This window comes from Microlunatus sp. GCM10028923 (genome assembly GCF_042666975.1).
In the GTDB taxonomy this organism is placed as follows: domain Bacteria; phylum Actinomycetota; class Actinomycetes; order Propionibacteriales; family Propionibacteriaceae; genus Microlunatus.
In genome coordinates, this window is the sequence record NZ_JBHTFF010000004.1 from 467,990 (window position 1) to 479,961 (window position 11,972).

10 protein-coding genes are annotated in these 11,972 nt (G+C 70.4%); 6 read left to right on the top strand and 4 right to left on the bottom strand.

Annotated features, from left to right (window positions below):
* Positions 1 to 62: 62 nt before the first annotated feature.
* The gene (locus ACFQU4_RS12415; RefSeq protein ID WP_377491832.1) at positions 63 to 1,430 is read left to right on the top strand and encodes an MFS transporter; all 1,368 of its coding nucleotides are present in this window, start codon (positions 63 to 65) and stop codon (positions 1,428 to 1,430) included.
* Between the two features lie 156 nt (positions 1,431 to 1,586).
* Positions 1,587 to 2,735 (top strand): DUF4185 domain-containing protein, encoded by a 1,149-nt coding sequence (locus ACFQU4_RS12420; RefSeq protein ID WP_377491835.1) that lies wholly within the window; start codon positions 1,587 to 1,589, stop codon positions 2,733 to 2,735.
* Between the two features lie 23 nt (positions 2,736 to 2,758).
* Here ACFQU4_RS12420 and ACFQU4_RS12425 read toward each other — a convergent pair whose 3' ends face one another.
* Positions 2,759 to 4,423: a thiamine pyrophosphate-binding protein gene (locus ACFQU4_RS12425; protein WP_377491838.1), complete on the bottom strand. Its 1,665-nt coding sequence runs from the start codon at positions 4,421 to 4,423 to the stop codon at positions 2,759 to 2,761.
* 143 nt (positions 4,424 to 4,566) lie between these two features.
* Entirely contained in the window at positions 4,567 to 5,277 is a 711-nt protein-coding gene (locus ACFQU4_RS12430) for an IclR family transcriptional regulator (protein WP_377491841.1), read from the bottom strand.
* A 128-nt stretch (positions 5,278 to 5,405) separates the two neighbouring features.
* Between ACFQU4_RS12430 and hpaB the strand changes: the two genes are divergently transcribed.
* The 3 genes from hpaB to ACFQU4_RS12445 are packed head-to-tail and all read left to right on the top strand — an operon-like array spanning position 5,406 to position 8,798.
* Positions 5,406 to 6,860: a 4-hydroxyphenylacetate 3-monooxygenase, oxygenase component gene (gene hpaB / locus ACFQU4_RS12435; RefSeq protein WP_377491844.1), complete on the top strand. Its 1,455-nt coding sequence runs from the start codon at positions 5,406 to 5,408 to the stop codon at positions 6,858 to 6,860.
* Positions 6,861 to 6,885: 25 nt separating this feature from the next.
* Positions 6,886 to 7,779, top strand: a complete 894-nt coding sequence (gene iolB / locus ACFQU4_RS12440) for a 5-deoxy-glucuronate isomerase (RefSeq protein WP_377491847.1) — start codon at positions 6,886 to 6,888, stop codon at positions 7,777 to 7,779.
* A gap of 53 nt (positions 7,780 to 7,832) precedes the next feature.
* Positions 7,833 to 8,798, top strand: a complete 966-nt coding sequence (locus ACFQU4_RS12445) for a phosphotransferase enzyme family protein (protein WP_377491850.1) — start codon at positions 7,833 to 7,835, stop codon at positions 8,796 to 8,798.
* Here ACFQU4_RS12445 and ACFQU4_RS12450 read toward each other — a convergent pair.
* Positions 8,781 to 9,926, bottom strand: a complete 1,146-nt coding sequence (locus ACFQU4_RS12450) for an epoxide hydrolase family protein (protein ID WP_377491853.1) — start codon at positions 9,924 to 9,926, stop codon at positions 8,781 to 8,783. The two genes, ACFQU4_RS12445 and ACFQU4_RS12450, sit on opposite strands and share 18 nt — an antisense overlap.
* 99 nt (positions 9,927 to 10,025) lie before the next feature.
* Here ACFQU4_RS12450 and ACFQU4_RS12455 point away from each other — a divergent pair, with 99 nt between their 5' ends.
* On the top strand, positions 10,026 to 11,552 hold the full coding sequence (locus tag ACFQU4_RS12455; protein WP_377491856.1) for an alpha-N-arabinofuranosidase: 1,527 nt from the start codon (positions 10,026 to 10,028) through the stop codon (positions 11,550 to 11,552).
* Here the strand turns inward: ACFQU4_RS12455 and ACFQU4_RS12460 are convergent, their stop codons facing one another.
* The gene (locus tag ACFQU4_RS12460; RefSeq protein ID WP_377491859.1) at positions 11,553 to 11,960 is read right to left on the bottom strand and encodes a hypothetical protein; all 408 of its coding nucleotides are present in this window, start codon (positions 11,958 to 11,960) and stop codon (positions 11,553 to 11,555) included.
* Between the last annotated feature and the right edge of the window lie 12 nt (positions 11,961 to 11,972).

Sequence of the window (11,972 nt, forward strand, 5' to 3'; positions counted from 1 at the left end):
CAGCGGATTTCGGCCCGATCCTCTATCGTCGAAGGAAAGATCACCGATGATCAGGAGGGATGATGGCGTCCCCGAGCCACCCTGCGGACCCGACCCGGACGACCGCCGCCGAACGTCGCCGGGTCGCCCTGGCCACGACGATCGGCACCACGATCGAGTGGTACGACTTCTTCATCTACGCCAGCGCCGCGGGCCTGGTGTTCGCCCAGCTCTACTTCCGGCCGGCCGGCGACCAGATCGCGTTGCTGCTGTCGTTCGCCTCGGTCGGCGTGAGCTTCCTGTTCCGCCCGCTCGGTGCGCTGCTGGCCGGGCATCTCGGCGACCGGATCGGCCGCAAGGCCATGCTCGTGGTCACCCTGATCCTGATGGGCGGCGCGACGACCGTGATCGGTCTGCTGCCGACCTACGACCAGGCCGGGGTGATCGCGCCGGCCTCGCTGTTGATCTTGCGGATCCTGCAGGGGCTCTCGGCGGGCGGCGAGTGGGGCGGCGCCGTACTGATGGCGGTCGAGCACGCACCCGCCGAACGGCGCGGGCGGTTCGGCGCCTTCCCGCAGCTCGGGCCGCCGCTCGGCCTGCTCGCCGCCTCCGGCGCGATGGCCCTGATGGCGGTGATCGCGCCCGGACCGGCGTTCGCGGCCTGGGGCTGGCGGGTGCCGTTCCTGATCAGTGTCGTGTTGATCATCGTCGGGATCGTGGTCCGGAGCCGGGTCGCGGAGAGCCCGGTGTTCGCCGAGATCGCCGAACGGCGCGAGCAGACGACCCTGCCGGTCGCCCGGCTGTTCCGGTTCCACGCCCCGATCGTGATCTTGGCCGCGCTGACGTTCGCCGGCAACAACGCGGCCGGCTACATGACCACCGGCGGCTACCTGCAGAACTACGCGACCGATCCGAACGGACCGCTGCAGTTGGAAAGGGCGCCGGTGCTGCTCGCGGTGAGCGCGTCGGCGGTCGTCTGGGGCCTGTGCACCTGGATCGCCGGCGGCCTGTCGGACCGGATCGGCCGGCGCACCACGTACCTGATCGGCTGGGCCTGCCAGTTGATCACCGTGTTCCCGATGTTCTGGCTGGTCGACACCGGCAACCTGTGGCTGCTCGCGCTCGGGCTGGCCCTGTTCACGATCGGCAACGGGCTCACCTACGGGCCGCAGGCCGCGTTCTTCGCCGAGCTCTTCCCGGCGTCGATCCGGTTCTCCGGTGTGGCGATCTCGTACGCGATCGGCGCCATCCTCGGCGGCGCCTTCGCCCCGACCATCGCGACCGCGCTGGTGCAGCAGTTCCACACCACCAACGCGGTCGGCGTCTACCTGGCCGGCCTCACGATCATCGCCGCGGCGGCGACGTTCCTGCTCCGGGACCGCACCGGTATCCCGCTCGGTCCGGAGAACGAGGCAGGCCAGGCCCGTGGCGCCACGATCCTCGCCGACTGACTTCCCGACACTTCTTGTCGCTACCCGCGCGTTATATCTCGCGGGAAGAGCCAGTTTTTCACGTCACGTGAAAAACTGGCGGGCCTGTTGACGCGGGCGGGGGCGTGATCGTACCGTGACCGAAAACGATTTCATGGACCCCGAGGAAGTGAGCCCATGCCCCCGCATCCCAGCTCCGAGCCCCCGCATGCCGGCCCGGTCGCCCCGCATCCCTTCTCCCGTCGCCGCCTGCTCGGCGGTGCCGCCGCTGCCGGTCTGGCCGGCACCGGACTCGCCGCCGGCCTCGTCCAGCCGGCCGCAGCCGACGAAGGCTCCGTGATCGTCGACGGCGTCAAGATCACCAAGGTCAAGAACCTGACCGGGCCGGACATCACCGGCAAGTTCGGGCTGCACTATGTCGATCTTGGTGCCGTGGCCCGCGTGCCCGACGGCCGCAGCATCTACATCTTCGGCGACAGCTTCGGGCCGGCCTGGGGCGAGAACTGGCGCTCCCCCACGGCGCTCTGGTCGAGCACCCGGAACCTCGCCGCCGGCGTCGAGTTCAACGGAACGCCGGGCGGCGACTCGGCCAAGCAGCTGATCCCGTACGAGCACGGCGACGAGATCTCGACGATCATCCCGTCCGACGTGATCACGATCGGCAACAAGACCTATCTGCACGCCGTGGTCAACCAGGGCTTCGGCAACGTGATCTGGAGCGGGATCTGGGTCTCCAAGGACAACGGCGAGAACTGGGAGGACTCCGGCGCCCGGTTCCCCGCCGCCGCGTACGACAAGCGCTGGCAGCTGGCCAGCTGGGACATCGGCGCGGACGGCTGGCTCTACGTCTACACGTCGGAGTTCCTGCGCGAGAGCACGATGATCTTGCACCGGGTCCGGCCCTGGCAGATCACCCAGCCGGACAAGTACCAGCCGTGGGGCAAGAAGGACGGCCGCTGGCGTTGGGGTGCCGAGCCGACGCCGCTGTCCGACGACATCATCGGCGAGAACTCGCTGCGCCGGTTCGGCGACAAGTGGCTGCACACCTGGTTCGACGGCCCGCGCTACCGGATCGACTGCCAGGTGCTCGACCATCCGACGCAGGACCTCCGGACCACGCCGAAGTTCACGATGCTGCACGGCACCAGCTGGGACAACCAGGACGTGAACCACCTGGCCCAGCTGTACGGCAGCTACATCATCCCCGGCTCGCGACTGAACGACGTGCACCTCACGGTGAGCCAGTGGAACACCGGCGACAACAGCATCTACCACGTGATGCAGTACCGGTTCGAAGGCCTCGGCCGCTGGGCCGACCGGGCCTGAATCTGATCAACAACGCCCGGTGATCACCGGCCGGCCGGCTCGAGCCGGTCGGCCGGGATCCGCCGGGCCTCCTGCACCTCCCGCATGTGCGGCGCGACCACGCTGGCCGAGATCCGGCAGTCGGCGACGTAGAGTCCCGCCGAAGGGCCGGCCAGCCAGCCGGCCAGATCGTCAAGATCATCAAGGGTTCGTACGGTGCGGCCGGCGGCACCCACCGAACGGCCGAGGCCCGCGAAGTCCACTTCGCCGATCCGCATCGGCCCCTGGTCGAGTCCGAGACTGCCGTACTGGTGCACCTCGGCGCCGTACGCACCGTCGTCAAAGATGATCATCACGGCGCGGCGGGCGGTCCGGGCCAGCGATTCGAGGTCGGCCAGGCCCATCAGCGCGCCGCCGTCGCCGGAGGCGAGCACGACCGTGGACTCCGGCCGGGCCCGGGCGGCGCCGACGGCGCTGGCCAGGCCGAGCCCGATCGTCTGGTACGCCGTGCCGACCATGATCAACCGGTCCGGCCCGCCGATCCGCCAGTAGCGCGGGCCCCACTCCAGGAAGTGGCCGCCGTCGGTGACCACGGTCCGGTCCGCCGGCAGGATCCCGTCCAGCCGCCGGGCCAGCTGGCGCGGGTCGAGCCGGCCGTCCGGCAGCAGCCCGCCGGGCGTCGCGGGCAGGTCGGGCTCGTGGGCCGCGGCCACCTCCGGGTGCGCGGTGGTCCAGACCTCATGATCACGGGGCCGGACCCGGCGGAGCAGTTCCTGGGCGGCCAGCGCCGCGTCGGCCCGGACGGCGAGGTCGACCCGGGGATGGGTCGGCGCCGCGAGATCGACCTGCAGCACCCGGGCGTCCTCGGCGAACAGCCGGCCGAACCGGGTGGTGAACTGATTCAGGCCGGCGCCGACGACGAGCACCAGGTCCGCGGCCGCGAACGCGGCGGTGCAGCGCCGGGTGCCGAAGCCGCCGGCGATCCCGAGGTGATCATGGACCGGGCCGAACAGGTTGCGGGCGAAGGCCGTGGTGGCGGCGGGTGCCTTGATCAACCGGGCCAGCCGGGTCAGGTCCGGGCCGGCGCCGGCCAGCCAGGCGCCACGCCCGGCCAGGATCACCGGCCGCCGCGCCGCGTTGATCAACTCCGCCAGGCGCTCCAGCTCGGCCTCCGCCGGCACGGCCGGCATAGGCGCCGGGATCCCTGGCAGCGTGGGGATCCGGCCGGCTTCGGCCGTCGCGAGATCGTACGGCAGCGCGACCACGACCGGGCTCCGCGCGGCGAGGGCGTACCCGATCGCCTCGGTGAGGTCGGTGACCACCGAGCCGGCGCCGACGGTGACGGTCCGGGCCCCGACCGCGGCGGCCAGCGCGGTCTGGTCGACGTCCCACGGCCGTGCGCCCGCCGCGGGTTCGGACCCGGTGATCAACACCAGCGGAATCTGCGCCCGGACCGCCTCGGCGAGCGGCGTGATCGCGTTGCTGAAGCCCGGGCCGTAGGTGGTGGTGGCCGCGGCGAGCCGGCCGGAGGCACGGAAGTACGCGTCCGCGGCGGCAACCCCGGCGGCCTCGTGGCGGACCGCGGTGAACGTGGTGCGGGTCCGGGACAGTGCGTCCAGGAGATAGGCGTTGCCGTTGCCCATCACCCCGAAGACGTCGGACAGGTGGGCGGAGAGGACGAAAGCGGCATGCTCGGAGACGTTCGACATGAACGGGCCTTCTCTCGACGACGAGGATCAGATCCGTATATGTCTCACCGGTCCACAGGCCGGGCTATTGCCCCTTTTTCGAGCAACGACGCCATTTCCGCCGGACACTGCCGACTATAACCCCACCGGCCAGGATCGGTGGGTCAGCCGAGCTCGGACCGGATCCGGTCCGCGGCGTCGGCCAGCCGGGCTCCCACCGGCGCCGGGTCGTGGTCCGCGCCGGCGACGTGCACGACGGCCAGCGCGGCAGGAGCCTGGCCGGGCAGCCGGAGCGGAACGGCGACCGCGGAGAGACCGGGCACCACCTCGTCGCGGCTGGTCGCGTAGCCGCGGCGGGCCGCCTCAGACGCCTCCGGACGACGCTTCCCCGCGACGCCGAGCCCGGCCCACTCGCCGTCGGTGAGCACGCTCTGGATCGCCAGCCCGGGCGCGCCGACCATGATCGAATGCCGGGTGCCCGGCCGCCGCGCGATGCTGGCCGGACCGGGCGGCGGCTCGACGCTGACCAGCGTGACGCACTCGTCGGAATCCAGCACCACCAGGAAAGCAGTCATCCCGAGCTCCCGGGCGACGGCGGTCAGCTCGGGCAGCGCGGCCGCCTGCAGGCTCCGCTGCACGCCCCGGGCCAGGGCCGCCATCCGTGGCCCGAGCAGCAGCAGCCCGCGATCGTCACGGAGCACCAGCCGGTGATCTTCGAGCGTACGCAGGATCCGGTACGCGATCGAGCGGTGCAGGCCGAGCGCCGCCGCCAGCTCGGCGATGCTGATCGGCCCGCTCGCCTCGGCCAGGATCTCCAGCGCCCGCAGCCCGCGGGACAGGGTCTGGGAGTGCGCGGCGGGTTTCGGGTCTGCCACAGCTCCTCCTTCCCGATTCGGGTTGCCCACGACGATCTCGCGGCGTATCGTCCGATACTAGAACATCGTGTTCTATATGAGAACACACATCGATCGATCTTGATCATGAAACTCATCGAGGAGTAGCGATGGCCATCCGGACCGGACAACAGTTCCTGGACAAGATCAACTCGATGCGCCCGCAGCTGACCATCGACGGCAAGCAGGTCAGCGAGAACGTCGCCGAGCATCCCGCGTTCGCCGGGGTCGCCCGCAGCTACGCGAAGCTGTACGACCTGCAGCACGATCCGGCCCACGCCGCGGCGCTGACCTACCCGTCGCCGAGCAGCGGCGAGCCGGTCAGCGCCTCGTTCCTGATCCCGCGGACCCAGGAGGATCTGGTGCACCGCCGGGAGGCGGCCCGGACCTGGGCCGACCACTCCCACGGCTTCCTCGGCCGGACCGCCGACTACCTGAACGCCGCGCTCACCGCGCTGGCCGCGGCCGCGGCCTGGTTCGACCAGGCCGATCCCCGGTACGGCGAACGGATCCGTGCCTACTACGAGTACGTACGCGAAAATGATCTTCTGACGACGCACACGCTGATCCCGCCGCAGTCCAACCGCTCGGTCTCCGGCTCGGAGCAGATGGGCGGCAAGGTGGCCGCCCAGGTGATCGAGGAACGTGCCGACGGGATCGTCGTCCGCGGCGCCCGGATGCTGGCCACCGTCGCGCCGATCGCCGACGAGATCTTGGTCTTCCCGTCCACCCTGCTGCGCGGCACGGACCGGGACATCCCGTACAGCTTCGCGCTCGCGATCCCGAACGACACCCCAGGCCTGCGCTACCTGTGCCGGACGTCGCTGCACCACGGCGGGTCGACGTTCGACGAGCCGCTGGCGTCGCGGTTCGAGGAGATGGACGCGATGGTGATCTTCGACGACGTCTTCGTACCGGCCGAGCGGGTCTTCATGCTCGGGAATCCCCAACTGTGCAACGCGTTCTACACCGAGACCGGGGCGACCGCGCTGATGACCCAGCAGGTGGTGACCCGGACCATTGCCAAGAGCGAGTTCTTCCTCGGACTGGCGTCGGAGATCGCATCCTCGATCGCGATCGAGGGCTACCAGCACATCCAGGAGGACCTGGCCGAGTTGATCATGGACGTGGAGATCGGCAAGGCACTGCTCCGGGCGGCCGAGGCCGACGCCGCGCCGAACCAGTGGGGCATGATGGCGCCCAAGTGGAGCTCCCTGAACGCGGCCCGGAACTGGTTCCCGCGGGCCTCGCAGCGGTTCCCGGCGATCATCCGCAAGTTCTGCGCCTCCGGACTGCTGGCGGCGCCGAGCGAGGCCGACCTGTCCTCCGGCGCCCGGGAGGACATCGACCAGTACCTGCAGGCGAAGCTGCTGCCGGCCGAGAGCCGGGCCCAGCTGTACCGGCTCGCGTTCGACGCCTCGATGTCCGCCTTCTCGTCCCGGCAGGCGCAGTACGAGTACTACTTCTTCGGCGACCCGGTCCGGATGGCCGGGGCGCTGGTGAACAGCTACGATCGCGAACCGGCCCGAAACCGGGTCCGGGAGCTCCTCGCCCGGACCGATTGATCAACTCGGCAGGAAGGCGGAACGGATGAGCCAGGACCGCTGGTTCCATCGGCGCGGAACGCTCGCCCGGGACGGCTGGCAGAGCCGGGTGGACGACACCCTGCCCGGCTGGCAGCACACCGGCCTGGACGTCGCCGAGCTGACGGAATCCGTCACCCTGCCGCTGGACCAGACCGGGGTGGAGCGCATCGTCGTACCCCTGGCCGGATCGTTCACCGTCACCCACAGCGTGGACGGGACCGACGGCGAGACCCGGCTGGCCGGCCGGCGGTCCGTCTTCACCGGGCCGACCGACGTGCTCTACCTACCGGCCGGCAGCACCGGAACGATCACCGGGACCGGTCGGGTCGCGGTGGCGACGTCGCCGACGACCGAGGTCCGGCCGCTCCGGCACGTGGCGGCGTCCGACATCCCGGTCGAGCTGCGCGGCGCGGGCGCGGCCAGCCGGCAGGTGCACAACTTCGGCACGCCGGACGCGCTGGACGCGGCCCGCCTGATCGTCTGCGAGGTGATCACCCCGGCGGGCAACTGGTCCTCCTACCCGGCGCACAAGCACGACGAGCACGTGCCGGGGCACGAGTCCCGGCTGGAAGAGATCTACTACTTCGAGGCGGCACCCGAAGCGGCCGCCGAAGTTGATCAGGAGAACGCCTTCGGCCTGTTCAGCAGCTACTCCTCGCCGGCCGGCGAGATCGAGATCAACGCAATGGTCCGCACCGGAGACATCGCCCTGGTCCCGTACGGCTATCACGGGCCGGCCGTCGCGGCGCCCGGCTACGACCTGTACTACCTGAACGTGATGGCCGGCCACGACCCGGAACGGGCCTGGTTGATCACCGACGACCCGGCGCACACCTGGGTCCGCGGCACCTGGCCGGACCAGCCGGTCGACCCGCGGCTCCCCTACCACGACGTGTGAGGTTGGTCACACGAGTCGTGCATCGGGCGCGATGATCATGGTTGGGTCGCCCCATGGAAACGGGCGAGGATCTGACGAAGGTGCTGGACGCATGGCGCGGCATCCTGGGTGAACCGGAGATCGGCGCGAAGGTGCCCGGCCGCGACCTCTGGCCGGTGTTCTCCGAACACGGGCGGCGCTGCCTGCTCAAGCGGCTCAGCCCGTGGCGCAACCTGCCGGAGGCGGACGAGGCCCGGGTGCTGCAGCACCTGGCTGCGAGCGGAGTGTCGGTCGCCGGGTTCATGATCACCGACCGCGGCGGGAGCTTCGCCGAGGTCGACGATCGCCGCTATCTCTTGCTGCCCTGGTTGGACCATGACCACCTGCCGGCCGCGGAGTTGATCAAGGTCGAGGAGGCGGCCGGCCGAGCGGCCGCGGGGCTGCACCGCGCTCTGGCCGATTACCCGTGGCCGGCGAACTCGTACACCGAGAAGTTGATCGACGCCCTGGAGGGCGAGCTGCTGCTGCCACCCGACCTGCTGGCGGCGTACGCGGAACAGCGCGCCGCGGTGATCACCGCCCTGACCGGGCTGCCGGTGCAGCTGGTGCACGGCGACCTCAACCCCGGCAATGTCCTGCTCCGGCGCGGCGGCGTCGCCGGCTTCATCGATTTCGATCACCTGCCGCTGGCGCCGCGGATCTGGGACGTGGGCAAGTACCTGTCCCGGCGGCTGCGCCGCACCGGGCGCGAGGCCGGGTTCAGCACCGCCGACGGGTTGCGCCATGTGACCACCTTCCTGCGCGGCTACCAGCATGATCATCCGTTGACGCCCCGGGAACTCGCCGCGGTGCCGATCATGATCCTGGCCGGCAACGTCATCGAGGCCAGCTACTTCGAGGAGATCCGGTCCGGGAAACTCGACCGGCGCCGGCTCGATGATCACGACGAGGTGCTCCGGGACACGATCGAGGCGGCCCGCTGGCAGCTCGGCCATCCGGACCTCGTCGCCGACGCCGTCCGGTCAGCCGCGCCGGCCTGACCGGATCGCCGCGAAGGAGGCACGGAGCTCGGCCACATAGAGATCCGGCACCTCGAGGGCGGCGAAGTGTCCGCCGACCGGCGGCTCGCCCCAGTAGCGCAGGTCGGGGAACCGCCGCTCGGCCCAGCGCCGGGACGGCCGCGGCAGTTCGGCCGGGAAGGCCGAGCCACCGGTCGGGACCATGATCACGTCCGGCGTCGCCTCTGTGAACCACCGGCTCACCTCGCCGATGCTCTCCCAGTAGAGGCGCGCACTGGACGCGGCGGTCCCGGTCAGCCAGTAGAGCGTGACCGTGTCCAGCAGCCGGTCGACCGGGACGCCGGGACCGGCCGGATCGGCCCAATCCTCATATTTCTCGGCGATCCACGCACACAGCCCGACGGGCGAGTCGTTCAGGGCGTACCCGATCGTCTGCGGTTTGGTCGCGTGCAGCTCGCCGTACGCGGAGCCAGTGCGGGACCGCTCGGCCAGTTGATCAACGGCCCGCTGCTCTGGGGCGGTGAACGGCTCCGACCGGTCGGGTGCGACGAGCGGCGGGATCAGGTGGATCCCGATCATCCGGTCCGGATCCTGCGCCGCGATCATGGTCGACACGCTGGTGCCCCAGTCGCTGCCCGCGGCGGCGAACCGCCGGTAGCCCAGCCGGCCCATCAGCTCGCTCCAGGCGGCGGCGATCCGGTGGATGTCCCAGCCGGCGGCGCTCGGCCGGTCGCTGAAGCCGTACCCGGGCAGGGAGGGGCAGACGACGTGGAACGCGTCCGCGGCCGTACCGCCGTGCGCCGTCGGATCGGTGAGCGGGCCGACCACGTCGAGGAATTCCAGGTACGAACCCGGCCAGCCGTGACTGAGCAGCAACGGCGTCGCCTCCGGGTGCGGCGACCGCTGATGCAGGAAGTGCAGCCCGAGGCCGTCGATCACCGTCCGGAACTGCGGCCGCCCGGCCAGCTCGGCCTCCAGCCTTCGCCAGTCGTACCCCTCGGCCCAGTGGTCGGCGAGCCCACGCAGGCGCTCGAGCGGAACACCCTGGCCGGGAGCGGTGGCCGGCTCGGGCCACCGGGTGTCCCGGATCCGGCGACGCAGTTCGTCGAGCCGGGCCTGCTCGACCTCGACGGAGAACGGTTCGATCACCGTTCCATCCTGCCCCGGCCCGCTTCCGGATCCGGATCCGGCCCGTTAGGCTGACGCCCGAAGGTGTAACGTCAAACCTCACAGGAAAGAGCCTCGCGCATGAGCACACCGACCACCCGCGCCGTGATCAACGTCGACCTCGGCGGCCCGGTGATCAACCGGCACCTGTACGGCCACTTCGCCGAGCACCTCGGCCGCTGCATCTACGGCGGCTTCTGGGTCGGCGAGGATTCCGAGCTGCCCAACGTCGGCGGCATCCGGACCGATGTGGTCGAGGCGCTGCGCGCCCTGGACATTCCCAACCTGCGCTGGCCGGGCGGCTGCTTCGCCGACGAGTACCACTGGCAGGACGGGATCGGGCCGCGGGAGGACCGGCCGGTCATGGTGAACACCCATTGGGGCAACGTCGAGGAGAACAACCACTTCGGCACCCACGAGTTCATGGCGCTCTGTGAGCTGCTCGGCGCCGACCCGTACGTCAACGGCAACGTGGGTTCCGGCACCGTCCGCGAGATGAGCGAGTGGGTCGAGTACCTGACCCGCGACGGCGACTCGCCGATGGTGCGGCAGCGCAAGGCGAACGGCCGGGAGGCGCCGTGGCGGGTGCCGTTCTGGGGCATCGGCAACGAGGCCTGGGGCTGCGGCGGCAACATGCGGGCCGAGGCGTACGCCGACGAGGCGCGCCGGTACGCGACGTACTGCCGTGATCACGGTGACAACAAGCTGTTCAAGATCGCCGCCGGCGCCTCCGATGATGATCTTGAGTGGACCGAGACCCTGATGAAGGCCGTCACCTGCCTCAGCTGCAAGCGGGAGCCGAAGAAGTTCTTCCAGGGCATCTCGTTCCACTACTACACGGTCGCCGGGACGTGGCAGAACAAGGGCCAGGCCACCGAGTTCGGTGACGACGACTTCTACCGGACCATGATCAAGGCGGCCGACATCGACCGCGTGATCAAGGGGCACAGCGCCGTCATGGACGCCTACGACCCGGGCCGCACGATCGGCCTGGTCTGCGACGAGTGGGGCACCTGGTGGGATGTCGAGCCGGGCACCAACCCGGGCTTCCTGTTCCAGCAGAACACCTTGCGCGACGCCCTGGTGGCCGGCCTGCACTTCGACATCTTCCACCGGCACGCCGAGCGGTTGATCATGGCCAACATCGCGCAGACCGTGAACGTGCTGCAGGCGATGATCTTGACCGATGACCAGGGCGGTCTGGTGCTGACGCCGACCTACCACGTGTTCGAGATGAACAAGGGCCACCAGGACGCCACCTCGCTCGCCGTACACCTGCCGGACGGGCCGGCCCCGATCGACGTCAACGGCACCGCGCTGGACCAGGTCACCGCCTCGGCCAGCCGCAAGGGCGACACCGTCCTGATCTCGGCGAGCAACCTGTCCCTCGACTCCGCGACCAAGATCGACTTCGACCTCCGCGGCGGCGGGGTACGGGAAGCGCGGGGCCGGATCCTCACCGCCGACCGGCCGCAGGCCCACAACACGCCCATCGACCCCACCGACGTCGCCCCGGTCGAGCTCGACGTCCGGATCACCGACGGCCACCTGGTCGCCGACCTCCCGCCGCACGCCTTCGCGACGATCGAGTTCGACCTGGCGACCTGATCAGCCGACCATGGTCGGGAAGTTGGCCACGAGGAGGCCGAGCCATCCGATGTTGGCCAAGCCGGACAGCACGACGCCGACGAGGCCGAGCACGTACCCAACGTGGAGGGCTCCTTGTTCCGGGAACCCCTGGGGCACGAAGTAGGCGGCATAGTAGTCACGCAACTGGATCTGGATGCGATGCATGATCACGACGGGCAGGCTGATCATGAGCCCGATCACCGGCATCCAGAGCAGGACGATTCCGATGACCGCAAGGGCCACGCCGGCCGAGGCGCCGATGATCCGAATGACCTGCCGGCGGAAGATCTCCCGCACCCACGGATCGGCCGGCGGCACCGGCGGCGGAGCGCCGGGTCCGCGCGCAAAGAACGGTGGCGGTGGCACGGGCATGCCGGGCTGAGACATGCCGCTGAGCTT